Below are 22973 nucleotides of genomic sequence, written 5' to 3'. Positions count from 1 at the left end.
CACGGACGGGTGCGGGAGGCACCGTTCCCCCGGTAGGCTGAACGCCGGGATCGGGTACCCCCGGTCCGTACCGAGACCCTTCGGGACTGCCTAGATGACGCAACCGCCCCACGGCCAGGTACCGCCCAGCGGTTCCGTCCAGCCGCCGCCGGTGCCGGATGCGCAACCGGCTCCCGCGTGGCTGGGTCACCCGCACACCGTGCCCGCCGCGCCGCGACGTCGTTCGCCGGCCGCGATCATCGGGGTGTGCCTCGGCGCCGTGGCCGTGCTGGTGCTCGGGCTGGTCGCCATCGTGGCGCTCAACCGCCAGGACACGCCGCTCGCGAACCCGGCCTACCGCGACACGCCGTCGTCCCAGGACGTCCCCTCACAGCTGCCCGGGGGCGCGGGTGCCCCGGCGTCGGCGTCGCCCGGCCCGTCGACCGAGCTGTCCACGCCGAGCGCGACCGGCCCGCAGAAGATCCTCAAGCTGGCCGACCACCCGATCCTGCAGGACCCGAACGCCGGGCTGCAGAACCGCGTCTGCACGCTGCCGGCCTGGCAGAGCACCCAGGCGGGCGCGGAAGCGTTCTTCACCGCCGCCAGCAAGTGCCTGGACGCCGCGTGGGGCCCGTTCCTCACCGCCTACGGCCTGCCGTTCACGCCGCCGGCGCTGCACTTCCCGACCGGCGCGAGCTTCGAGACCGAGTGCGGCACCATCCAGGTCGGCATCGCGACCGCCGCGTACTACTGCGAGAACAACCTGTACGTGCCCTTCCGCGGGCTGCAGACCGACCAGTACGGCAACAACCCCGGCGTCTACCTGGCCCTGTTCGCCCACGAGTACGGCCACCACGTCCAGGAGGTCGCCGGGCTGATGGACGCGGCCTGGCAGAAGATCTACGAGGCCGGCCAGAACAGCCCCGCCGGGCTCGAGATGTCGCGGCGCAAGGAACTGCAGGCCCAGTGCTTCTCCGGGATGTTCCTCGGCGCGCACGTCGACCAGGGCGGCACGATCAACCGCGACATGTACAACAAGGCCTGGAACGACCAGGAGACCCGCGGCGACAACACCTCCCGCAGCCACGACCACGGCACCAACGCGCACTACGCGTCGTGGTGGCGGGCGGGCGCGACGAGCAACCGGATCTCCGACTGCAACACCTTCGCGGCGCCGTCGTCCGAAGTCAGCTGACCTTCGCGGGCTTGGCGGCTTTCGGTTTCGGCGGCAGCCGCAGCCAGGTGTAGACGAAGATCCCGCCCGAGAAGCAGGCGAACACCAGCAGCGCGAGCCCGAGCGGGCGCCGCGCGTCCGACGCGCCGGCCGACGTGTCCGCCACCTGGACGGCGACCGTGCCCTGGTCCGGGAGCTCGTCCGGGACGCCGACGTCGACGCGCTCGTTCTGGCCGTGGCCGCAGCCGTTGAGCGTGCCCTCGTGGGTCTTGCCGGCGACGGTGAACCGCACGGTCTCGACCGGGTCCAGGCGGTCGCACGGCGCGGGCTTGGTGACCTCGGCCGACACCGGTGCGCCGAGGTCGTCGTTGCTGATCCCGAGCAGCCCGGGCCCGGCCAGCCAGGCCAGCAGGACGACGAGCACGCCCGCCGCGGCGGGGATCGCCACCGAGGGCCACTTCAGGGCGAGGGGTCGCGGGGGCACCCGGTCATGGTTCCAGATCCCGCTGGCAAAACCCAGGCGGCACGGTCTCGGCTCCGCAGGTCGGCCGGGCGAACCGGACCTACCGCTCGATCTTCTCCGTCTGCGTCACCTTCTTGACGTAGAGCAGCTTGTCGCCGGGCTCGATGGCGTCGGCCTGCGGGGAGTCGACGCGGTAGAGGACGCCGTCGCGGACCAGGCCCAGGACGAGGTCCGACAGGTGCCGCGGCGACCCGCCCTCCTCCGAAGGCTCGACCGCGCGTTCGGCGATGGCCAGCCCGGACTCCGGGGTGAGCAGGTCCTCCATGATGTCCACGACCAGCGGCGTCGACGTCGCCATGCCGAGCAGCCGCCCGGCCGTCTCGCTGGAGACGACGACCTGGTCGGCGCCGGACTGCTTGAGCAGGTGGACGTTCTCCGCCTCCCGCACCGACGCCACGATGTGCGCCTTCGGGGCGAGCTCGCGCGCGGTGAGCGTGACGAGCACCGCCGTGTCGTCGCGGTTCGGGGCGACGACGACCGCGCGCGCGTGCTGCACGGCCGCGACGCGCAGGACGTCGGACCGGGTGGCCGAGCCGTGCACGGCGACCAGGCCGAGCGCGCTCGCGGCGTCGAGGGCCTGCTGGTCGGTGTCGACGACGACGACCTGGCCCGGGGCGACGCTCTCGTCGCCGAGCAGCGCGTTGACGGCGGACCGGCCCTTGGTGCCGAACCCGACGACGACCGTGTGGTCGCGCACCTTCGTCCTCCACTTCTGGATCTTGAACGCCTGCCGGGAGCGCTCGGTGAGCACTTCCAGGGTGGTCCCGACCAGGACGATGAGGAAGAGCACCCGCAACGGGGTGATCACCAGCACGTTCACCAGGCGGGCGGACGAGGTGGCGGGCGCGATGTCGCCGTAGCCGGTGGTCGAGAGCGAGACGGTCGCGTAGTAGAGGCTGTCCAGCAGGGACAGGCCGTCTCCGTTGGCGTCGCGGTACCCGTCGCGGTCGACGTAGACGATGATCACCGTCAGCAGCAGCGCCAGGGTCGCGCCGATGACCCGCTTCATGATGGAGCGAAGGGGGCTGACCGTCAGCTCGGGCATCCGCAGGACGCCGACGAGCTCGTGGTCGGGCCGATCGGTGAGACTGCCGAGCGGCAGCCGCCTCAGGGCCCTCATGCACTGGCTCCCGCAGGCAGGTGTCGAGCGTCACTCACGCCCGGAGGATAGCCGAACCGGACGGCGGCCCGCCGCGTGGAACGATGAGCCGATGGCTACTTCACAACGGCCCGCGCACGTCATGGCAGGTGCGCTGGGTTTCATGGGCGCTCTGCACTTCGCGGTCCCGAAGCCGTTCGACGGCCTGATCCCCCGCTCGCTCCCGGGCTCACGCCGGGCGTGGACGTACGGCTCGGGCGTCGCCGAGCTGGCCGTGGCGGCCGCGGTGGCGGTCCCGCGCACCCGCCGCCTGGGCGCCCTGGCGGCGGCCCTGCTGTTCCTGGGCGTCTTCCCGGGCAACGTCAAGATGGCGGTCGACGCCCGCCGGGCCCCGCTGCCACAGCGAGCGATCGCGTGGGGCCGGCTACCGCTGCAGTGGCCGCTGATCGCCTGGGCCCTGAAGGTCCGCGACGCCGCGTAACCCGCGTGTTTCGAGCCGGAACTCACGTGATTGGGCCCGTATCCCGCGTGATCGGAGCCGTAACTCGCGAGTTACGGCTCCAATCACGTTGGTTCCGGCTTTGATCACGCGAGTTACGGCTCTGATCACGCGGGTTACGGTTTCCGTCACGACTCGGGGAGGTTGCGGAGCAGGCTTCGGATGCCTTCGGCGTCCAGGAGGTCGGCCGGGCGGATCGTGTGGTTGGCTCGGACGTAGTGGAACGCCGCGCGGACCTGCTCCACTGGGACGTTCTTCAGCGCCGCCCAGGCCATCCGGTAGGCCGCCAGCTGGACCGACAGCACCGCCTGCCGGGACTTCGGCGGGACCGAGCCCGTCTTCCAGTCGACCACTTCCCAATAGCCGTCGGGATTCCAGAAAACGGCGTCCATGCGGCCGCGCAGGGTGATGCCCTCGACGTCCGCCGAGAACGTGATCTCGACGGCGTGCGGGACGCGCGCGGCCCACTCGCTCTTGTCGAACTGCGTCTGCAGCTCCTCGAGGCCGGGGTCCGGGATCTCGGCGAAGTCGGCGGCGCCCGGGAGGTCGTCGATCTCGATGAGCTGGTCGCCGCCGAATCGGCGCTCCAGCCAGCTGTGGAACTCCGTGCCGCGGCGGGCGAAACTGTTGGGCGCCATCGGCAACGGCCGGCGCAGGTCCGTCGCGAGCTGCGCGGAGTCCTCGGCCAGCGCGACCAGCTGGCTCACCGAAAGCCGGGACGGCAACGGGACCCGCTTGATCTGGTCGTCCTTGCGCGCCCACTCCTCCAGCAGGACGTCGGTGTCGGTGAGCCAGCCGTCGGGATCGTCCTCTTCGGACGCTTCTTCGTCCGAAGACGCCGACAGCGCCTCGGAAACCAGGTCCACTCCACCTTGGACGCCGGTGCGGCGGTCGGCCAGCGGGTCGATCGGCCAGCGGGCCTTCCGCGAGTCCGAGACGAGCGGGTTCTCGTCGTCCGCCCCAGGCTCCGGCGCCCAGTCGCCGAGCTGCCCGACGCCGGATTCCCGGATGACGCCGGCCATCTCGGTCAGGAATTCCGACGGCCCCTTCGCCCGGCTGCTGCTCTCGTTCCACCAGTGCCCGGACACGATCAGCGCGTGCTCCGACCGCGTCAGCGCGACGTAGCAGAGCCGCCGTTCCTCCGACTGCTCCCGCTCGACGAACCCCGCCTCGTGCAGCTCCAGTCCTTCTTGGACTTCCTTGCGGTCGTAGCCGTCGGCGATCCGCAGCTCGGGCAGGTCCTGGGAGTCACCACGCAACGCCGCGGGCAGCGACGTCGCCGTCCGCAGCCACGACGACGACCGCCGCCGGCCCGGGAAGACGTCCTGCACCAGGTGCGGCACGGCGACGACCTCCCACTCCAGACCCTTCGCCGAGTGCACGGTGAGCACCTGCACCCGGTCCGGCACCACCTCGACCTCGCCCGGGGTCAGCCCGTCTTCGGCGTGCGCCGCGGTGTTCAGGTAGTCCACAAAGGACAACAGGGTCGCCGTCGGCGCCGTCTCGGCGTAGTCGGTGACGACTTCGGCGAACGCGTCCAGGTGCGCTCGCCCTGCGGATCCCGGCCGCGCCAGCGACTCCACGTCCAGCAGCAGCGTGCGCTCGACGTCGGCGACCAGCTCCGGCAGCGACTGGTCCAGCCGCCGCCGCAGCGCGGCCAGCTCCCAGCCGACCCGCCGGATCCGCTTGTACCCCTCTTCCGAATACCGTTCCGGCGAGCCGGGTTCGTCGATCGCGTCGATCAGCCCGGCCTGCTCGACGCGCTCCACGACCAGCTCCGGGCCGTCCGACTTCTCGGGACTCGACAGCTCCCCCGCGCGCCGCCACAACGCGGCGACGTCGGCGGCCGCGAGCCGCCAGCGCGCGCCGGTCAGCAGCCGCGCCGCCGCGCTGCCGGAGAGCGGGTCGGCGAGCACGCGCAACGTCGAGACGAGGTCCGCGACCTCGGGTTCGTCCAGCAGCCCGCCGAGGCCGACGACCTCGACCGGCAGCCCGCGCGCCCGCAGCTCGGCGGCGATCGGGGCCATGTCGGCACGACGCCGCACCAGCACCGCCGCGGTCGGCGGCTTGCCGGTCTGCTCCTGCACGGCGTACCAGCGCCGGGCGAGCGCGTCGGCCACCCACTCGCGCTCGGCGCGGACGTCCGGCAGCAGCGCGCACGCGATGTCCGCGGGCCCGGCGCCCTCGCGCGCCCGCAGCCGCTCGACGCCGAGGCCGCGCGCCCGCAGCGGTTCGGCGATCGCGTTGGCGAGGTCGAGGATCTCCGGCGGGTTGCGAAAGCTGGTCAGCAGGCCGAAATCACGGGCGGGGACGAGCCTTTCGCCGTCGAAGCGCGGGAAGTCCGTGGTGAAGCGCGGCAGGTTGGCCGCGCTGGCGCCGCGCCAGCCGTAGATCGCCTGGGCCGGGTCGCCGACGGCGGTGACCGGCATCGGCGGGTTCTCGACGCCGCCGAACAGCGCCCGCAGCAGCACGCGCTGGGCGTGCCCGGTGTCCTGGTACTCGTCGAGCAGCACCGAGCCGAACCGCTCCCGCTCGCCGCGCACGACCGACGGGTACTCGCTCGCCAGCTGCGCGGCCAGCGACATCTGGTCGGCGAAGTCCAGCGCGCCTTCGTTGCGCTTGCGCCGGTGGTAGGCCTCGACGAGCGGCAGCAGCGCGAGCCGGAAGTGTTGCGCGGCCATGATTTCGGTGAGCTTCTGCGGCAACGCGGCCCGCTGTCCCTTGGCGCGCGGGGCGTTCTCGATGACCTGGCACATCCACGACGTGTACTCGGCGAGTTCCTCCGTGGACACCAGGTGTTCGCCGAGTTCGCCGGCCAGGGCCAGGACGTCGGCGGTGACCGTCGGCGGGACGCGGTCGGTGTCCAGCTCGTTGTCCCAAGTGGACACCACGCGGTGCGCGAGCTGCCACGACGACGTCTCCGACAGCAGCCGGACGCCGGGCTGCACCGGCAGCCGGAGCCCGTGTTCGGACAGCAGGCGGCCGGCGTAGGCGTGGTAGGTGAGCACGGTCGGTTCGCCGGCGACCACAGTGGACCGCAGCCCGCCGGACGGGTCGAGCCGGTCCAGCAGCCCGGATCCGGCCAGCCGTCGCAGGCGCGCGCGGACGCGTTCGCCGAGCTGACGCGCGGCCTTGCGGGTGAAGGTGAGGCCGAGGACGCGGTCCGGGCTGACGATCCCGTTGGCCACCAGCCAGACCACGCGCGCGGCCATGGTCTCGGTCTTCCCGGCCCCGGCGCCCGCGACCACAAGGGACGGTTCGACGGGCGCGGCGATGACCGTGGCCTGCTCGGGAGTCGGCCGGTGCAGGCCGAGCGCGTCGGCGAGTTCGGCGGGCTCGACGGTGTTCGCGATGACAAGCGGGCTCACGGACCGGGCACCTGCCTGCCCTCGGGGCGCAGCGGGCAGCAGCCGCGCGCCGGGCAGCGGTCGCAGTCCACGTTCTCCTGCGCCTGGTAGTCCGGCCCCGCCGCCGACGCCGCCGCGCCGCGGACCAGGTCCAGCCACTGCTTGCCGCCCACCTCGTCCATCGGCGGCTGTGACCGCTCGGTCGCGCCGGTCTTGTTGTTGGCCTTCGCGACGTACACCAGCCGCGCGCCGCCGGCCTCCGTGCGGCCCTCGATCGCGCCCAGCAGCACCGCCAGCTGGTACGCGGCCAGCTGCGGGTGCTCCTCCGCGTCCTTGCCCGACACCGGGACCTTGCCCGTCTTGATGTCGACGATCACCGGCCGCCCGTCGGCGTCCAGCTCCACCCGGTCGACGCGGCCGCGCAGCAGCACCCGGACCTCGTCGGCGCCCCCGGCCGGCAGCTCGACCTCGATGTCCTGCTCGACGCCGGCTTCCTTCAGCTCCGCCCGGCTGCGCTCCAGCCAGGTGACGAAGTTCTGCAGCATCCCCTCGACCCGCCGGCGCTCCCGCTTCGAGAACCACGGCGCGCCCGCGTCGACGCGCACCCAGGCGTCGTCCAGCGCGGCCTGCAGCTCGGTGTCTGTGCTCCCGGACGCGACGGCCTGCGCGAGCCCGTGCACCAGCGTCCCGGTGACGGCGGCCAGCTGCGCCGGGTCACTCCCGCCGTGCCGCTCGATCATCCACCGCAGCGGGCACTTCGTCAGGATTTCCACTGTGGACGGTGAGATCCGGATCAGGTCGCCCGGCGGGTGCACCGGCGCGTCGGTGGACGCGGGAAGCAGGCCGTACCACGTCGAAGGGTGCGCGCCGGGCACCTTGGCGTCGGCCAGCCGCGCGAGCTGTTTCGCCGCACGGCGCCGGCGCGCCGGGTCGGCCTTGTCGTCGCAGACGACCTCGCGCAGGTCCCCCACCAGCTCGGCGAGCACCAGCGACCGGCCCGGCGGCTTCATCCGCGAGTCGAGGCCGCCGTCGTCGGCGCCGTTCTCCTCCAGGTCGTCGAGGAAGCGCGACGGCTGTTCGTCCTCGCCGGACACCGCGGTGACCAGCAGCGTCTCCTTCGCGCGGCTCATCGCGAGGTAGAACAGCCGCCGTTCCTCGGCCAGGATCGGCGCGGTCTGGGAGACGGCGTCATCGTCCACTCCGGACATCAGGTCCTTGAGCCGTTCCACGCCCAGCACGGATCCGCGCAGCCGCAGGTCCGGCCAGGCGCCCTCCTGGACCCCGGCGACGGCGACGACCGTCCACTCGCGACCGGCGGCGGAGTGCGCGGTGAGCAGCGAGACACCGTCGGCCGGGACGGCGGCCGGCGCGAGCGTGTCGCCCGCGATCTGTTGCGCACCAAGGTAATCCGCGAAGGACGCGACACTGGACCGCGGCAGCCGGTCGACGTACCGGCCGGCCGCGTCGAACAGCGCGACGACGGCGTCGAGGTCGCGGTCGGCCTGCGCGCCCAGCGAACCACCACGCTCGGTCTGCTTCAGCAGCTTCTCCTGCAGGCCGCTTTCGTTCCACAGCTCCCACAGCACCTGCTCGACGCCGTCGCCGCGGGCGACGGCCTGGTGCGTGACGCGCAGCAGGCCGCCGACGCGCCGCACCGGCTCGGCCTCGGCGTCACCCAGCCCGATGAGGATGTCCCCGCCGCGCAACGCTTCCACGAGCAGGTCGTCACTCGAGCGCTGCCCGCCGCCGGCCAGCTCCAGCCGGCGCAGACCGCGCCGGAGCCGTCGCAGCGCCAAGGGGTCCGCGCCGCCGAGGGACGACGACAGCAGCATCTCGGCGAGGTCGATGTCGAGCAGGTCCGGCGACGGCGCGAGTTTCAGCACGGCCAGCAGCGGCCGCACCGCGGGCTGGCGCGCCAGCGGCAGTTCCTCGGTGGCCGACCCGATCGGGACGCCGGCCGCGCGCAAAGCGCGTTGCAGCACCAGGAAAGTCCGCGCCGGCGACCGGACGAGCACCGCGATCTCCGACCACGGCACGCCGTCGACGAGGTGGGCGCGGCGGAGCTGGTCGGCAATCCAGCTCGCCTCGGCGGCGGGCGTCGGCATCACGCGCACGCGGACGTTGCCGCCCGTGGCCCCGGCGGGCGGGACGATCTTGCGGTGCTGGGACAGCCCGGGCAGCGTCGCGCCGATCTTCGCGACCGCCAGCCGCACCGCCGGGGCGAGCCGGTGCGACGTCGTCAGCGTGATCGTGCGGCTGCCGTCCGGGTCGGCGTCGGCGAACAGGCTCGCGTCGGCGCCGCGGAAGGAATAGACGTTCTGGTCGGGGTCGCCGGCGACGACGAACTCGGCCGCGGTGTGCCCGATCATCCGGACCAGGCTGGTCTGCAGCGGGTCGAGGTGGTGGGCGTCGTCGACGAACAGGTGCCGCACGCGCGTGCGCTCCCGTTCGCGCAGCTCGTCGTCGTCCTCCAGCGCGAGCAGCGCGGAGGTGACCAGCTCGGCGGCGTCGAGGGCCGGCGCGCTCGCGACACCCAGCGCGTTGCCGCCCGCGCCCTGCAGCTGCGTGACCTCTTCGTACTGGGCCCAGAAGAGCCCGGCGGCGAGCCACTCCTCGCGCCCGCGGCGGCGGCCCAGCTCGGCGAGGTCCGCCGGGCCGAGCCCACGTTCGGCCGCGCGCATCAGCAGGTCGCGCACCTCCTCGGCGAACCCGGGGACGATGAGCGCCGGGCGCAGCTGCTCCGGCCAGTTCTCGGCGCCCTCGTCGAGGTCGCCGGCGAGCAGCTCGCGGACGACGACGTCCTGTTCGGCGCCGGCGAGCAGCCGCGGCGCCGGCAGCTCCGCGCCCATCGCTTCCAGCCGCAGCAGCGAATACGCGTACGAGTGGACGGTCCGGACGAGCGGCTCGCGGACGGTCCGGGGCAGCGGCCGCGCCAGGTCGGGATCGGCGGTGAGGCTGCGGGTGATGTCGGCCCGCAGCGCGTCCGCGGCCTTGCGCGAGGTGGTCAGCACCAGCACGCTCTCCGGGTCGGCGCCCTCGGCGATCCGGCGGGTCGCGGCCGACGCCAGCAGCGTCGTCTTCCCGGTGCCGGGCCCGCCGAGCACCCGCAGGAAACCCCCGGGTGCGGACAGTACGCGCCGAGCGCCGGAATCCCAGGTGAACGTGGGCAGGTCGGCGACCGGCGGGCGCACCAGCCGCGCGTTCGCCGGTCCCGTTCGCCTGCCGTTCACCCCGCGATGGAACCACGTCCGGAGTAACGGGCGTCGCACCGGCACACCTAAGCGACGGCGTGTTCGGTGAAGGTCACCGCTGGTGCGATGGGCGGCTACCAAAAGTGTCGTACCCATCGGGCAGAGTGGGGGCATGGACGACGTTCTGCACGAGCGGGTGCGGGAGATCATCGAGTCGGTGCCGGCCGGCACGGTCGCGACGTACGGCGACATCGCGGCGCTCTCCGGCGCGCCCTCACCGCGGATGGTCGGCGCGATCCTCGCGGAAGACGGGCACGACCTGCCGTGGCACCGGATCCTGCGCGCCAACGGCACCCCGGCGCCGCACCTGGTCCACGACCAGCTCGAACGGCTGCGCGCGGAAGGCGTACTGGCCGACGGCCAGCGCGTCGACCTGCGGAAATACCGTTGGCAACCGGAAGGTGCCGATGACTCCGAGCCAGGAGGGCTGTTCTGACGCCTATGGATTAGGTTAGCCTCGCCTAATGACGACGCAGGTGGCGCGACCGGCACTGACGTACCACCGGGCCCGCGTGACGATGGTCCGGCCGATCACGCCGCACACGGTGCGCGTGACGTTCGAGGCGGCGACCTTCGCCGAGGTGCCCGCCGGGGCGCCGGACCAGTACGTCAAGGTCTTCTTCCCGCGCCCCGGCCAGGAGACGCCGAACCTGCCGGACACCGGTTCCGACGTCCTGTCGTGGTACCGCACGTACCTCGCGATGCCGGACGGCGTCCGCCCGCCGATGCGGACGTACACGGTGCGCGCGCACCGGCCGCGCTTCGCCGAGATCGACGTCGACTTCGTGCTGCACGGCGACACCGGCCCGGCCTCGGCGTGGGCGTCCCGCGTGACACCGGGCGACCGCGTCGCCTTCCTGGGCCCGCACGGCCTCTACGACGTCCCGGCCGGCACCGATTGGCAGCTGCTGACCGGCGACGAGACGGCGTTGCCCGCGATCGGCGCGATCATCGAGCAGCTCCCGGCCGGCGCGCGGCTTTCGGCGTACATCGAGGTCTCCGGGCGCGAAGAGCGTCAGACGTTCGAGACGCGCGGAGCGGTCGAAGTCCACTGGCTGGTGCGCGGCGCGCGACCGCACGGCGAGGCGTTGCTGGAGGCGGTCCGCGCGGCGACCTTCCCCAGCGGGACGCCGTATGCGTGGGTGTCGGGCGAGGCGGGCGTGGTGAAGCTCGTGCGGCGGCACCTCGTGCGCGAGCGCGACGTCGACAAGCGGCGGATCTGCTTCACGGGCTACTGGCGGCTCGGGATGAGCGAAGAGGCCGCGAGCCGGGAGTCGTTCCGCGCAGTGGAAGCGGGCGAACTTCCCGAGGACTGACGCCGTAAGTGCAACCCTGGGGTTGCACCGCACTCCGTCATGTGCAACTGTGGCATTGCACATGAGACGACGAAGGAGTGCGCATGAGCACCGACAGCATCGAACGCGAGATCGTGATCGCCGCGAAGCCGGCCAAGGTCTGGCCGCTGGTGGCCGAGCCCGGTTTCTGGGCGACCGACGACGAAACCGTCCAGGGCACCATGGCCGAAGAGGGCCAGACCCTGGTCGTCACGCACTCGGAGCACGGCGAGTTCCCGCTGCGCGTCGAGAAGGTCGACCCGCCGCACTACCTGGCCTACCGCTGGGTCAGCGCGTTCCCCGGCGAGGAGCTGCGTGAGGACAACTCGACGCTCGTCGAGTTCACCCTGACCCCCGAGGGCGACGGCACCCGCCTGCGCGTCGTCGAGAGCGGCTTCGCCACCCTGCCGACGTCCGACGAGAACCGCCGCAACGTCGTCAAGGACCACACCGGCGGTTGGGAGCAGTGCTTCACCACCCTCGCCGCACGCGCCGAATAATGGCTCACGACGTCGTCGACGGCGTCCTGGCCGCACTGGCCGATCCGACCCGTCGTCAGCTGCTGGACCTGCTCGCCGCCCACGGCCAGGCCACCGCGACGACCCTCGCCGGCGGCCTCCCCGTGTCGCGCCAGGCGATCGTCAAGCACCTCACCGTCCTCGACTCGGCCGGGCTGGTCGGCAGCGTGAAGATCGGCCGTGAGGTCCGCTACGCCGTGCGTTCGGAAGCCCTGGACGCGACGGCCCGCTGGATGACCTCGCTCGCCGCCGACTGGGACCGCCGGCTGGCCAAGATCAAGCGCCTCGCGGAGGCCGCCGAGCAGGACTGACTTCCTCTCAAGGAGAACCCCGTGTCCGTCGTTGCGCTACCCCCTGCCCGTTTCACGCCGAGACAGCGCGCCGTCCTGGCCGTGCTGCTCGGTGCCGGTTTCCTGCTGTCGATCGACTTCTCGATCCTGAACGTCGCGTTGCCCCAGGTCGGCGCGGGTGTCGGGCTGGACCTGACGTCGCTGCCGTGGGTCAGCACGGCGTTCGTCCTGCCCGCCGCGGGTTTCACCCTGGTCTGCGGCCGCCTCGGGGACCTGTTCGGCCGCCGGCGGCTGTTCCGGTCCGGCATGGCCCTGCTGGCCGCGGCGTCGCTGCTGGGCGGTCTCGCCACGACGCCGGAGCTGCTGCTGGCGGCCCGCGCGTTGCAGGGCTTCGCCACCGCGATGACGCTGCCCTCGGCGTTGTCGCTGTTGACCACGACGTTCGCCGAAGGCCGGGCGCGGGACCGCGTCCTCGGCCTCAACGGCGCCCTGCTCTCCGGCGGCTTCACCGTCGGCGCCCTGGTCGGCGGCGCTCTCGTCGGCCTGCTGAGCTGGCGCGCGGCGTTCTTCATGAACGTCCCGGTGGCCGTCGCCATCCTGGTCGCGACGCCGTTCCTCGTCCCCGAGTCGACCGTGGCCGGCCGCGCCCGGCCCGACCTGCCCGGCGCGTTGACGGTCAGCGGCGGCCTGCTGGCGCTGGTCTACGCCGTGATCGACAAGAGCGTGCTCGCCGCCGTCGTCGGTGTGGTGCTGCTGGCCTCCTTCTGGCTGATCGAACAACGCTCGCCCGCACCGCTCGTGCCGCCACGGATCCTGGCCCGCCGCACGGTCAAGTGGGGCAACTTCGCCGGGCTCGTGCTGTTCGCGGTGGAACCCGCGGTGATCTTCCTGACGACCCTCTACCTGCAACGGATCCTGGGGCTTTCGCCGTGGGCGACCGGCCTGGTCTTCGGCGTGCCGGGTCTGGCGTCGGTGGCCGCGGGCGTGCTCGCCGGGCGGGCGATCGGCCGCTTCGGCAGCCGTGTCCTGCTGGCCGCCGGGCTGACCGTCCAGGCGCTGGCGACGCTGCCGTTGCTGTTCCTCGGGCCCGGCCGCGGCGCGCTGCTGATCCTGCTCCCGGCCCTGTTCGTCGGGTTCTTCGGGCACGTCGCCGCGATCGTGGCGTACACCGTGACCGCGACGTCCGGGCTGCCGGACGAGGAGCAGGGCTTGGCCACCGGGCTGACGTCGATGACGCAGCAGGTCGGCATCACCGTCGGCATCCCGGTCCTGAGCGCCGTCGCCGCGACGCAAGCCGCCGAGCTGACCGGCATCCACCTCGCGCTGGGCGTGGCCGTGGTCGTCACCCTGGCGAGCGTCGTCCTGCTCACCGCCAAGCTGAAGGAGTCCTGATGACCATCGTCGACCGCGAGACGTACCAGGCCGAGCTGGATGTCTTGCGCGCCAGGGAAAAGGCCCACACCCACGAAGGCGACGCGATCGCCGCGGCCCGCCGCCGGCTGCCGATGGCCGAGGTGGACGCCACCCTCGAACTGCTCGGCCCGGACGGGCCGGTCACCCTGCTGGACGCGTTCGAAGGACGCCGCCAGCTGATCGCCTACTAAGCCGCGGTAGCGCAGGCTTTCGGCGTACGACGTCTCGGCGTCGGCCGGACCGGTGGAAACGTTGCGGCCCTGGGAGAACACCGCGTACGTGATACCTGCGCGACGGCGACCACGTCTTCGAGACGTACTGGACGAAACGCCGTGGGGTGGAAGCGATGGACTACAGCTACGCGCTGATGGACCTGACGATCCACGGCCGCCGGGAGTCCTGGGAGGACTCACCGGACGGCTGGCCACAGGACCGCACGAACGTCCGGACCGACACCGGAGCGCCCACGTGGACACCGGGCCCGGGCCGGCCCATCGCCCAGTGGCCACGGCTCGCGGCCGGCCGCTCCGACGACCTCGGCGTCACAACGGCGTCGGACCAGCCGCCCCACCAGTGCCACTGAGCGTCGTGACCAGCAGTTTCACCAGCGCTCCCAGGCGCTGCCGGTCCGGTTGCCGCGTGCGCACCCCGGCTTCTTCGAGGGGCGCCGCCGTCACCGGGCCGACGCACGCGCACACCACCGGGCCGCGCAACGCCGTCAGCAGCTCGTCGTAGCGGCCGTAGTCCTGGGCCAGGGTCAGGAAGTTCGCCGCCGCGGGGGCGCTGGTGAACGCGATCGCGCCCAGCTCCCCGGCGATCGCCGCGTCGATCAGGGCGTGCACCGGGGTGACGTCCGGCGGTGAGTACCAGCGGTACGGCTGGACCGCGACCAGCCGCGCGCCCGCCTGTTCCAGGGCCGACGTGTGCTCCGGCAACGGCGTCCCGTGCAGCTGGACGGCCACGCGCTCGCCCGCCAGCCCCGCCGAAGCGAGAGTCCCGAAGAGTTCCGCGTTGGACTCCGAAGCGGCCGAGAAGGACTCTCGCAGCCCGGCGCCGCGCAGCGCGCCCACGGCCTTCGGGCCGCGCGCGTAGATCCGGGACTCCCCCAGCGCCGCCAGCAGCCGGTCGCGCAGGCCCCAGCCGTCGGCGGCGGCCAGCCAGCCGCGGAAGCCCGCGCCGGTCGTGATCGCCGTGAAGCCGACGGGGGACGCCAGCAGCGCCTCGGTGCCCGCGCGCAGGTCGGGGTCGGCGTCCAGGGGGACGATGGTGATCGTCGGGGCGTGGCGGACGTCGGCGCCGTAGCGTTCGAGGGCCTCGATGAAGTCGTCAGCCCGCCGTTCGGCCGTGACGCCGATCGCGACCCCGCTCAGCTCACCCATAGATCGCGCCCATCCCCTCGATCGCCGCCGCCAGCTGCGCCCGCAGGTCCGCCGGCTCGAGGACCTCCAGGTGCGGCCCGAAGCGCAGCAGCTCGCCGATGGCCGGCTCGCCCGGCTCCACCGGCAGCTCCATGGTGAGCCAGCCGTCCGCGGCCGGCTCGTTCGGGCACTCGCGCAGGGCCCGGGCCCCGACGGCACCCGCGTAGAACGGTACGAGAGCCTGCGCCCGCGGCGACAGCCGCACCACGGCGACACGCGGGTACATCCGCCGTTCGAACTGCTCGGACCACTCCTGCCAGTACGCCGCGAGGTCGAACCCGGCCGGCCGCTCGAACTCCTCGCCGAGGTCGGTCAGCTCCTGGATCCGCGAGATCCGGTACGTCCGGTCGCTGCCCTCGCAGCGCCCGGCGAGGTACCAGTTCCCGGCTTTGAGGATCAGCCCGAGCGGCTCGAGGTCCCGCTCGACGACGCGCTGCCCCCAGCGTTCGTAGCGGATCCGGATCCGGTGCGACGACCACACGGCGTCGGCGACCGCGGACAGCGTCGGCAGGCTCTCGATGCCCCGGTGCCAGCCGGGAACGTCCAGGTAGAACCGCTCGGCGACGCGGCCGGCGCGGTCACGCAGCTCCTGCGGCAGCGCGGCGTACAGCTTGAGCTGGGCGGCCGCGAGGACCGTGCCGAGGCCCAGCTCGGCCGCGGCGACCGGCAGCCCGGCCAGCGACAGCGACTGCGCCTCCTCCTCGGTCATCCCGGTGAGCCGCGTCCGGTAGCCGTCGACCAGGCGATACCCGCCGGTCCGGCCGCGGTCGGCGTACACCGGGACGCCGGACGCCGAGAGCGCGTCGATGTCCCGGTAGACCGTGCGCACCGAGACCTCCAGCTCCTCGGCCAGCTCTTCCGCCGTCATCCGGCCGCGGTTCTGCAGCAGCAGGAGGACGGACAGGAGGCGGCTGGCGCGCATGAACACCAGTATGACCGAAATACCTGACACAAGCTGACAGGTATCTCCGGCAGGGTGGTCCTCATGAACGCATTCACCATGAAGAACTGGGAAGAGAACGTCGTCAGCGGCTCCGAGCACGGGCCGCGGGTGGCGTACGCGCACGCGTCGATGGCCTACGAGGGGGTCATCGAGGGTGAATCGGTCTGCGACCTGCTGCTGTACTACGCGGGCGAGGGCTACGACAGCGGCTCGACGACGTCGCCGAGCCTCGAGCGGGTCGACGGCGAGGTCGACGGTCGCGAAGGGACGTTCATCGTGCGGCACGAGTTCACGTTCGACGCCAAGGGCATCGCGTCGACGTTCAGCGTGGTCCCCGGCTCGGGCACCGGCGCGCTGACCGGGCTCACCGGCACCGGCACGGTCGGCGGCGCGATGGGCGAGGAGAAAATGGGGTACACCTTCGAGTACAGCCTCTAGGAGGAGTCGCACGTGGACCGTCGCCAGGTACTCGCCTACCGCATCGCCGAGCACGGCCTGCACCGTGGTTCGACGGACGTCGCGGATCTCGCCGTCGTCCGGGCCGGGCTGCAGGACAGCACGCGCGACACCGCGCTGCTGGCCGCGGTGGCCCGGGTGGCCGGTCCGGTGTCCCTTGTGGACGACGACCGCCTGGTACTGGCCTGGACGTTGCGCGGCGCGCCGCACTACCACCTCCGTTCCGACCTCACCGAGGCGACGCGCGCGCTGGTCCCGCTGGACGACGCGGACGCGCTGGCGAGGATGCTGTGGCAGCGCAAGGAACTGGCGGCGACGGGCGTGGCGGCGCCGGAGGTGGTCTTCACGGCGGCGGCCGCCCTCCGGAAGGTCGTCACTTCGGAGATGACCAAGGGCGCGGTCTCGACGGCGGTGACGAAGCTCGTACCGCCGGAGTTCTCGCGCTGGTGCCGAGGGTGCAACGCGACGCACATCCACGAGCAGCTGATGCGCATCGCGACCCCGTTGGGCGGCATCCGCCTGGTCGCGGGCGCCACCCCGGCGACCTTGGCGCCCCTCGAAGGCCGCGGCCGCATGCGCACGACGCCGGACCCCGCGGCGGCGACGTCGGTGGTCACGTCGTACCTGCGGCTCAACGGCCCGGCGTCCCCGGGCGACGCGGCGGAGTTCGTCGGGACGTCCCGCGCGGTCGTGGACCGGACGTGGCCGTCCGACCTGGCCGAGGTCGACGTGGAAGGCAAGACCCGCTACCTCCCCGCAGCGCGGCTGCCGGCTCTGGAGAACCCGCCGGAGCCCGACGTCGTGCGCCTGCTGCCACCGTGGGACCCGTTCATCCAGGCGCGCGACAAGGCCCTGCTGGTCCCGGACCCGGCGCGGCGCAAGGAAGTCTGGAAGATGCTGGGCAACCCGGGAGTCCTGCTGGCCGAGGGCGACATCGCGGGCACGTGGCGCACGAAGTCGAGCGGCGCGAAGCTGACGTTCACCCTGGCGGCGTTCGACCCCCTGCGCCCGGCGGCCCGGGAGGCCGCGGAGGCGGAAGCCGCGCTGGTGGCGACGGCCCGCGGCTTCGAGAAACACGCCGTCACCTGGGCGGTCTGAGAATCGTCAGGGCGACTTTCGACGCGGGCGTGCACAAAGTTCATGCTGCAGCGGTATCGCGACTCCGGGATGATCTTCGGGCTGCCCTCCCCCGGCAATCTGCGCGAGCAGCGCGGCCTCGGCCGGTTCGTGATCGACGTGGCTCATTTCGCTGCCAGGCCGCGAACCGAGTGAGGCGGACGAGGAGCGGGACGCGCTCTTCCTCGACCCCATGCGGACGCGCACCCGGTGGGAGGTCGTCAAGGACTTCGCCGTCCCGATGTCGGCCTTGACCGTCTCCCTGTTGTCACTCGTCGTCGCGCTGAGCCGCTGACCCTCACGCGTCCACCGCCAAGCGGTAGCCGCGCTTCACCACCGTCTGGACCACCCGGCCGCCGCCCAGTGACGTTCGCAGGCGACCGATCGCCGTCTCCACCGCGTGTTCCTCGCCGCCGCCCGGCAAGGCCGCGATCAGCTCGCGGCGCGAGACCACCCGGCCCGGGGACGCCGCCAGTGCCCGCAGCAGCGCCATCGGTGCCGGTGCCACCTCGCACCACTCGCCGTCCACGATCGCCGCTTCGCCGCGGAGTTCCAGACACCGGCCGCCCGCCTGCAGCCTGGGGGAACGAGCCACCAGCGTCTCCGCGAGCGTCCGGGCCAGCGCACCGATCCGCGCACGGTGCGGCTGGACCGTCGGCACCCCCAGCGCCGCCAGCGGGCCCGCCGTGATCGGGCCGACGCACGCCGCCACCACCGGGCCCGAGAGTGCCGAGATCAAGCCGGGAAGGCGACCCGTCCGGCGGGCCAGCGCCAGCAAGGAAGCAACCGCGGGCGCGCTCGTGAACGGCAGAGCGTGGATCGAGCCCTCCAAGACGCCGTCCAGCAGGCGGTCCACCGGGCCCGGGTCGACCGGGCCGACCCAGCGGTACACCGAGATCTCGATGACCTCCGCGCCCGCCTCACGCAGCGTGTCCACGAAGTACGGCAGTGGCTCGCCGTGCAGCTGGACCGCGATCCGCCGGCCGGAGACGCCGGTCGCCAGCAGGTGCTGCAGCAGCTCCGCGTTGCTCTCCGACGCCGGCGAGTAGTCCTCCGACAGCCCCGCCGCGCGGATCGCGCCCGTCACCTTCGGGCCGCGCGCCAGCAGCGACGACGTCGAGAGGCGCGCGACCAGCGCCTCCCCCAGGCCCCAGCCTTCGGCCGCCTCCAGCCAGCCGCGGAAGCCGATGCCGGTCGTCGCCACCACCGCGTCCACCGGCGCGTCGAGCAGCCGCGCGGTCGCCGCGCGCAGCTCGGTGTCGTCCGTCAGCGGCACGATCCGGATCGCCGGGCCGTACCGGACGCCCGCCCCCTTGCGCACCAGCAGCGCGCCGAGCTCGTCCGCCCGGCGCGCCGCGGTGATGCCGATGACAAAACCGGCCAGCGGGAGCACTTCCGTCACGGCGACTCCACTTCGACCACGCCCTCTCGCACGCGCACCTCGTACACCGGAACCGCGACGCCATCGACGTCCAAACACCGTCCATTGTGGAGCGCAAACCGTTCTTTGTAGACCGGCGACGCGACCACCGGCACCCCACCGGCGTCCCCGACGATGCCCCGCGAAAGCACCGCCGCGCCACTGCACGGGTCCCAATTGGACAGTGCGTACCACCGCGCACCGGGCAGCCGGAAGATCGCCACCTGGACGCCGTCGCCGAGCAGGGCCGCGACACCCGAGTACTCCGGCACCGCGTCCACCGGGCACACCGCCGTCCACGTCCGTTCGAGAGACGTCGTCATCGCCGCACCTCCGGGACACCCAGCATGACCGGCACCTTCTGCTCCCGCTCGGACCGGAACGAGATGGCCGGGTCCGGCGTCCCCGGCGCGTTGACGAACGACGTGAACCGCGCCAGCTTCTCCGGATCCTCCAGCACGCCGCGCCACTCGTCGGCGTAGTTGTCGACGTGCTTGGCCATCGCCGCGTCGAGGTCCTCGCAGATGCCGAGCGAGTCGTCGACGATCACCGCGCGCAGGTGGCCGAGCCCGCCGTCCAGCTCCTCGATCCACGGCGCCGTCCGCTGCAACCGGTCGGCCGTGCGGACGTAGAACATCAGGAACCGGTCGATGGTCCGGATCAGCGTCGAAGTGTCCACATCGGACACCAGCAGTTCGGCGTGACGCGGTGTCGTACCGCCGTTGCCGCCGACGTAGAGGTTCCAGCCGTTGTCCGTCGCGATGATCCCGAAGTCCTTGCTCCGCGCCTCCGCGCACTCCCGCGCGCACCCGGACACCGCCGACTTCAGCTTGTGCGGCGACCGCAGCCCGCGGTACCGCAGCTCCAGCTCGATCGCCAGCCCGACGCTGTCCTGCACGCCGTAGCGGCACCACGTCGACCCGACGCACGACTTCACCGTCCGCAGCGCCTTGCCGTACGCGTGCCCGGACTCGAACCCGGCGTCCACCAGCCGCCGCCAGATCAGCGGCAACTGGTCCACGGTGGCCCCGAACAGGTCGATCCGCTGTCCGCCGGTGATCTTGGTGTACAGCCCGAACTCCTTCGCCACCTCGCCGATCGCGATCAGCTTGTCCGGCGTGATCTCGCCGCCGGGGATCCGCGGGACGACGGAGTAGGTGCCGTTGCGCTGGATGTTCGCGAGGAACCGGTCGTTGGTGTCCTGCAACGTCAGCTGCTCGCCGCCGAGCACGTGCCCGCTGCCCAGCGTGGCGAGGATGGACGCCACCGCGGGCTTGCAGATCGCGCAGCCGGTACCCGTGCCGTAGCGGGCGATGACCTCGCTGAACGTCGAGATCCGGGTGGCCCGGACGATCTCGAACAGCTCCGCGCGCGACTGTCCGAAGTGCTCGCACAGCGCTTTCGACTGCTCGACGCCGGCCGCGGTCAGCAGCCGGCCGAGCAGCGGGACGCAGGAGCCGCACGACGTCCCGGCGCGGGTGCACGCCTTGAGCTTGCCGACGGTGTCGCAGCCGTCCTCGTGGACCGCCCGCGTGATCGCGCCCTTGGAAACGGCGTTGCACGAACAGATCTGCGCCGCGTCCGGCAGCGCGTCGACACCGACCGCCGCACCGCCACCGGCCGGGGCGAGGATCGCGGAAGGCTCCGCGGGCAGCGGACGGCCGACCAGCGCCCGCAGCGTGTTGTACTCCGCCGCATCGCCGACCAGCACGCCGCCGAGCAGGGTCTTGCCGTCGTCGGTGACCACGAGCTTCTTGTACGTCCCGGCGACCGCGTCGTTGACGGCGACTTCCAAAGCGCCTTCGGTCGTCGCGTGCGCGTCACCGAAGGAGGCGACGTCGACGCCCATCAGTTTGAGCTTCGTGGACGTGTCCGGTTCCGGGAACGTCCCGGACCCGCCGGTCAGCTGCGCGGCGACGATCTCGGCCATCGCGTACCCGGGCGCCACGATGCCGTAGACGCGCCCCTCGACCGCGGCGCACTCGCCGATCGCGTACACCGAGGGATCGCCCGTACGACAAGAGGAATCGACCAGCACACCGCCGCGCGGACCGACATCCAAACCGGACTGCCGCGCGAGGTCGTCCCGCGGCCGGACACCCGCCGAGAACACGACCAGGTCGACGTCCAGCTCCGTCCCGTTGCCGAGCCGGGCCACCAGCCGCGAACCGTCGGCCTCGATCGCGTCGGTCGACGTTCCCGTGTGGACGGTCACGTCCAGCCCGGTGATGAGCCGCCGCAGCAGCGAGCCGCCACCTTCGTCCACCTGCAGCGGCATCAGCCGCGGTGCCATCTCGACGACGTGCGGCGAGAGTCCCATTTCCCGCAAAGCCTTTGCGGCTTCCAGACCGAGCAGGCCACCGCCGATGACGACCGCCGCACGCCGGCCGCGGCCCGGACGCAGAGCCGCCGCGCGGATCGCGTCCAGGTCTTCGATGGTCCGGTAGACGAAACAGCCGGGCAGGCCGTGGCCGGGCACCGGCGGCACGAACGGCCGCGAGCCGGTGGCCAGCACCAGCGCGTCGTACGAGACCGTGGCGCCGGACGCGGTGACGACCGTGCGAGCGGCGCGGTCCACCGAGGTGACCAGCTCGCCCAGCCGCAGGTCCACAAGGGAGTCGCCCGCGTAGTCCGAGCCGGGCAGCGCCAGCGACGCGGGGTCCCAGCCGTCCACATAGGACGTCAGGGCCACCCGGTCGTACGCCGGGCGCGGCTCCTCGGCCAGGACGACGATCCGCCAGTGCCCGGCGCTGTCGGCGGTGCGCACCGCCTCCACCAGCCGGTGCGCGACCATGCCGTGTCCAGCGACGACCAAGGTGGGCATCTCAGACCTCCGCTCCCGCGAGCGCCCGACCGCGCTCACTCGGCTGTTCGGCGGGCTTGCGCAGGTAAACCGCCCAGGTCACGGCGAAGCACAGGCCGTAGAAGACCAGGAACCCGACGAACGCGGGCACGCCGCTCTTGGCGTCGGCGAACGACTGCCGGAAGGCGAGGTTGATGAACAGCCCGCCCTCCGCGCCGATCGCGCCGGCCAGGCCGATCAGCGCGCCGGACCGCCGGCGCGCCTTGAGCAGTTCGGCCGCCTCCTCGGCGCCGTTCGCGATCGCCGTACGGGCTTTCGCGCGGAAGATCGCCGGGATCATCTTGTACGTCGAGCCGTTGCCGACGCCGGTGAGCACGAAGAGGACGATGAACGCGATCGTGAACAACGTCAGGGACTTCGACGTCGACGCCAGGATCAGCACGACCGTCGCGAGGGCCATCCCGACGAACGTCGCGAAGGTGACCTTGCCGCCGCCGATCCGGTCGGACAGCCATCCGCCGGCCGGGCGTGCGAGCGAGCCGAGCAGCGGGCCGAGGAACGTCACCGCGGCCGCCTGCAACGGCGTCCGGCCGAACTGGTTCTGCAGCACGAGCCCGAAGGCGAAGCTGTAGCCGATGAACGAGCCGAACGTGCCGACGTAGAGGAACGACATCACCCAGGTGTGCCGGTCCTTGACGATCTCGCGCATCGCCTTGGTGTCGCCGCGGACCGTCGCGAGGTTGTCCATGGAGCGGTACGCGCACGCCGCGGCGATCACGATCAGCGGGATGTAGACGTACAGCACGATCCGCGGCGCGGTCGCGCCCGCCGTCCCGATCACGAGCAGCCCGACCAGCTGGATCGCGGCGACGCCGAGGTTGCCGCCACCCGCGTTGAGCCCGAGCGCCCAGCCCTTGTGCTTCTCCGGGTAGAACGTGTTGATGTTGGTCATCGACGACGCGAAGTTGCCGCCGCCGACGCCACCGAGGGCCGCCACCAGCAGGAACGTGCCGAGTGACGTCCCCGGGTGCAGCACGACCGCGGCCAGGATCGTCGGGATCAGCAGCAGCAACGCGCTGACGACCGTCCAGTTGCGACCGCCGAACTTGGCGACGGCGAAGGTGTAAGGCAACCGCATCAAGCCACCGATGAGCGTCGGCGTCGAGACGAGCAGGAACTTGTCGGCGGCGTCGAAACCGTAGTCCTTGCCCATGAACAGGACGATGACCGACCACAGTGTCCAGACGGAGAAGCCGATGTGCTCGGCCAGCACGGAGAACCAGAGGTTGCGACGGGCGACCTGCTTGCCGGTCTCCTCCCAGAACGTCTCGTCTTCCGGTTCCCAGTGCTCGATCCAGTGCTTCCCTCGGTGGGCCATCACGTTCTCCTC

General features: G+C 72.4%; 22 protein-coding genes. 12 read left to right on the top strand and 10 right to left on the bottom strand.

What is annotated here, in order from left to right; all coding sequences use genetic code 11:
- Positions 1-94 precede the first annotated feature (94 nt).
- On the top strand, positions 95-1174 hold the full coding sequence (locus tag MUY22_RS18120; RefSeq protein WP_371827628.1) for a neutral zinc metallopeptidase: 1080 nt from the start codon (positions 95-97) through the stop codon (positions 1172-1174).
- Here MUY22_RS18120 and MUY22_RS18115 read toward each other — a convergent pair.
- Complete coding sequence (locus tag MUY22_RS18115; RefSeq protein ID WP_247063970.1) at positions 1167-1601, bottom strand: hypothetical protein; 435 nt, start codon at positions 1599-1601, stop codon at positions 1167-1169. The two genes, MUY22_RS18120 and MUY22_RS18115, sit on opposite strands and share 8 nt — an antisense overlap.
- Positions 1602-1716: 115 nt before the next feature.
- Positions 1717-2796 (bottom strand): TrkA family potassium uptake protein, encoded by a 1080-nt coding sequence (locus tag MUY22_RS18110; protein WP_247061127.1) that lies wholly within the window; start codon positions 2794-2796, stop codon positions 1717-1719.
- 91 nt (positions 2797-2887) lie between these two features.
- On the opposite strand from MUY22_RS18110, the gene MUY22_RS18105 reads away from it, so the two are divergent.
- On the top strand, positions 2888-3256 hold the full coding sequence (locus tag MUY22_RS18105) for a hypothetical protein (protein WP_247061126.1): 369 nt from the start codon (positions 2888-2890) through the stop codon (positions 3254-3256).
- Positions 3257-3402: 146 nt separating this feature from the next.
- Here the strand turns inward: MUY22_RS18105 and MUY22_RS18100 are convergent, their stop codons facing one another.
- Both MUY22_RS18100 and MUY22_RS18095 read right to left on the bottom strand, forming a co-directional pair.
- A complete protein-coding gene (locus tag MUY22_RS18100; RefSeq protein WP_247061125.1) occupies positions 3403-6642 on the bottom strand; it encodes an ATP-dependent DNA helicase in 3240 nt (1079 codons plus the stop codon).
- Entirely contained in the window at positions 6639-9812 is a 3174-nt protein-coding gene (locus MUY22_RS18095; RefSeq protein WP_247063968.1) for an ATP-dependent DNA helicase, read from the bottom strand. Before MUY22_RS18095 ends, MUY22_RS18100 begins: the two co-directional genes overlap by 4 nt.
- Positions 9813-9984: 172 nt before the next feature.
- Between MUY22_RS18095 and MUY22_RS18090 the strand changes: the two genes are divergently transcribed.
- The 7 genes from MUY22_RS18090 to MUY22_RS18060 all read left to right on the top strand — a co-directional run bounded on the left by MUY22_RS18090 (position 9985) and on the right by MUY22_RS18060 (position 14010).
- A complete protein-coding gene (locus MUY22_RS18090; protein ID WP_247061124.1) occupies positions 9985-10308 on the top strand; it encodes an MGMT family protein in 324 nt (107 codons plus the stop codon).
- A gap of 28 nt (positions 10309-10336) precedes the next feature.
- Positions 10337-11188, top strand: coding sequence for a siderophore-interacting protein (locus tag MUY22_RS18085; protein ID WP_247061123.1), 852 nt, complete (start codon positions 10337-10339; stop codon positions 11186-11188).
- An 83-nt stretch (positions 11189-11271) separates the two neighbouring features.
- The gene (locus MUY22_RS18080; protein ID WP_247061121.1) at positions 11272-11706 is read left to right on the top strand and encodes an SRPBCC domain-containing protein; all 435 of its coding nucleotides are present in this window, start codon (positions 11272-11274) and stop codon (positions 11704-11706) included.
- Positions 11706-12035, top strand: a complete 330-nt coding sequence (locus MUY22_RS18075) for a helix-turn-helix transcriptional regulator (RefSeq protein WP_247061119.1) — start codon at positions 11706-11708, stop codon at positions 12033-12035. The genes MUY22_RS18080 and MUY22_RS18075 overlap by 1 nt, the downstream gene beginning before the upstream one ends.
- A gap of 21 nt (positions 12036-12056) precedes the next feature.
- Positions 12057-13406 carry an MFS transporter gene (locus MUY22_RS18070; protein WP_247061117.1) on the top strand — a complete coding sequence of 450 codons (1350 nt, stop codon included), beginning with the start codon at positions 12057-12059 and terminating at the stop codon, positions 13404-13406.
- A complete protein-coding gene (locus MUY22_RS18065) occupies positions 13406-13618 on the top strand; it encodes a DUF899 family protein (protein ID WP_247061115.1) in 213 nt (70 codons plus the stop codon). Before MUY22_RS18070 ends, MUY22_RS18065 begins: the two co-directional genes overlap by 1 nt.
- 146 nt (positions 13619-13764) lie before the next feature.
- On the top strand, positions 13765-14010 hold the full coding sequence (locus MUY22_RS18060) for a hypothetical protein (RefSeq protein ID WP_305879372.1): 246 nt from the start codon (positions 13765-13767) through the stop codon (positions 14008-14010).
- Here the strand turns inward: MUY22_RS18060 and MUY22_RS18055 are convergent.
- Entirely contained in the window at positions 13970-14806 is an 837-nt protein-coding gene (locus MUY22_RS18055) for a uroporphyrinogen-III synthase (protein WP_247061113.1), read from the bottom strand. The two genes, MUY22_RS18060 and MUY22_RS18055, sit on opposite strands and share 41 nt — an antisense overlap.
- Positions 14799-15767 carry a YafY family protein gene (locus MUY22_RS18050; RefSeq protein ID WP_247061112.1) on the bottom strand — a complete coding sequence of 323 codons (969 nt, stop codon included), beginning with the start codon at positions 15765-15767 and terminating at the stop codon, positions 14799-14801. Before MUY22_RS18050 ends, MUY22_RS18055 begins: the two co-directional genes overlap by 8 nt.
- A 63-nt stretch (positions 15768-15830) precedes the next feature.
- On the opposite strand from MUY22_RS18050, the gene MUY22_RS18045 reads away from it, so the two are divergent.
- From MUY22_RS18045 to MUY22_RS49475, 3 genes are read left to right on the top strand one after another with little or no spacing between them, the layout of a single operon-like run.
- Positions 15831-16226 carry a DUF3224 domain-containing protein gene (locus MUY22_RS18045; protein ID WP_247061111.1) on the top strand — a complete coding sequence of 132 codons (396 nt, stop codon included), beginning with the start codon at positions 15831-15833 and terminating at the stop codon, positions 16224-16226.
- 12 nt (positions 16227-16238) lie between these two features.
- Positions 16239-17342 (top strand): DNA glycosylase AlkZ-like family protein, encoded by a 1104-nt coding sequence (locus MUY22_RS18040; protein ID WP_247061110.1) that lies wholly within the window; start codon positions 16239-16241, stop codon positions 17340-17342.
- 42 nt (positions 17343-17384) lie between these two features.
- Complete coding sequence (locus MUY22_RS49475) at positions 17385-17516, top strand: hypothetical protein (RefSeq protein WP_256475966.1); 132 nt, start codon at positions 17385-17387, stop codon at positions 17514-17516.
- A 142-nt stretch (positions 17517-17658) separates the two neighbouring features.
- On the opposite strand, the gene MUY22_RS18035 is transcribed toward MUY22_RS49475, so the two are convergent.
- From MUY22_RS18035 to MUY22_RS18020, 4 genes are read right to left on the bottom strand one after another with little or no spacing between them, the layout of a single operon-like run.
- Positions 17659-18762, bottom strand: coding sequence for a uroporphyrinogen-III synthase (locus tag MUY22_RS18035; RefSeq protein WP_247061109.1), 1104 nt, complete (start codon positions 18760-18762; stop codon positions 17659-17661).
- Positions 18759-19103 (bottom strand): nitrite reductase small subunit NirD, encoded by a 345-nt coding sequence (nirD, locus tag MUY22_RS18030; RefSeq protein ID WP_247061108.1) that lies wholly within the window; start codon positions 19101-19103, stop codon positions 18759-18761. The genes MUY22_RS18035 and nirD overlap by 4 nt, the downstream gene beginning before the upstream one ends.
- Positions 19100-21604 carry a nitrite reductase large subunit NirB gene (gene nirB / locus MUY22_RS18025; protein WP_247061107.1) on the bottom strand — a complete coding sequence of 835 codons (2505 nt, stop codon included), beginning with the start codon at positions 21602-21604 and terminating at the stop codon, positions 19100-19102. The genes nirD and nirB overlap by 4 nt, the downstream gene beginning before the upstream one ends.
- A 1-nt stretch (position 21605) precedes the next feature.
- Positions 21606-22961, bottom strand: a complete 1356-nt coding sequence (locus MUY22_RS18020; RefSeq protein WP_247061106.1) for a NarK/NasA family nitrate transporter — start codon at positions 22959-22961, stop codon at positions 21606-21608.
- Between the last annotated feature and the right edge of the window lie 12 nt (positions 22962-22973).

The organism is Amycolatopsis sp. WQ 127309 (genome assembly GCF_023023025.1).
Classification (GTDB): Bacteria; Actinomycetota; Actinomycetes; order Mycobacteriales; family Pseudonocardiaceae; genus Amycolatopsis.
Note: the sequence above shows the minus strand (reverse complement) of the source record. Positions and strands in the feature narration are given on the sequence as shown.

What these genes read in the sequence shown, in the direction of transcription:
- MUY22_RS18120 (WP_371827628.1), top strand. Translation starts at nt 95, where the DNA reads ATGACGCAACCGCCCCACGGCCAGGTACCGCCCAGCGGTTCCGTCCAG.
- MUY22_RS18110 (WP_247061127.1), bottom strand. Translation starts at nt 2,796, where the DNA reads ATGAGGGCCCTGAGGCGGCTGCCGCTCGGCAGTCTCACCGATCGGCCC.
- MUY22_RS18105 (WP_247061126.1), top strand. Translation starts at nt 2,888, where the DNA reads ATGGCTACTTCACAACGGCCCGCGCACGTCATGGCAGGTGCGCTGGGT.
- MUY22_RS18090 (WP_247061124.1), top strand. Translation starts at nt 9,985, where the DNA reads ATGGACGACGTTCTGCACGAGCGGGTGCGGGAGATCATCGAGTCGGTG.
- MUY22_RS18085 (WP_247061123.1), top strand. Translation starts at nt 10,337, where the DNA reads ATGACGACGCAGGTGGCGCGACCGGCACTGACGTACCACCGGGCCCGC.
- MUY22_RS18080 (WP_247061121.1), top strand. Translation starts at nt 11,272, where the DNA reads ATGAGCACCGACAGCATCGAACGCGAGATCGTGATCGCCGCGAAGCCG.
- MUY22_RS18075 (WP_247061119.1), top strand. Translation starts at nt 11,706, where the DNA reads ATGGCTCACGACGTCGTCGACGGCGTCCTGGCCGCACTGGCCGATCCG.
- MUY22_RS18065 (WP_247061115.1), top strand. Translation starts at nt 13,406, where the DNA reads ATGACCATCGTCGACCGCGAGACGTACCAGGCCGAGCTGGATGTCTTG.
- MUY22_RS18055 (WP_247061113.1), bottom strand. Translation starts at nt 14,806, where the DNA reads ATGGGTGAGCTGAGCGGGGTCGCGATCGGCGTCACGGCCGAACGGCGG.
- MUY22_RS18050 (WP_247061112.1), bottom strand. Translation starts at nt 15,767, where the DNA reads ATGCGCGCCAGCCGCCTCCTGTCCGTCCTCCTGCTGCTGCAGAACCGC.
- MUY22_RS18045 (WP_247061111.1), top strand. Translation starts at nt 15,831, where the DNA reads ATGAACGCATTCACCATGAAGAACTGGGAAGAGAACGTCGTCAGCGGC.
- MUY22_RS49475 (WP_256475966.1), top strand. Translation starts at nt 17,385, where the DNA reads ATGCTGCAGCGGTATCGCGACTCCGGGATGATCTTCGGGCTGCCCTCC.
- nirD (WP_247061108.1), bottom strand. Translation starts at nt 19,103, where the DNA reads ATGACGACGTCTCTCGAACGGACGTGGACGGCGGTGTGCCCGGTGGAC.
- nirB (WP_247061107.1), bottom strand. Translation starts at nt 21,604, where the DNA reads ATGCCCACCTTGGTCGTCGCTGGACACGGCATGGTCGCGCACCGGCTG.
- MUY22_RS18020 (WP_247061106.1), bottom strand. Translation starts at nt 22,961, where the DNA reads ATGGCCCACCGAGGGAAGCACTGGATCGAGCACTGGGAACCGGAAGAC.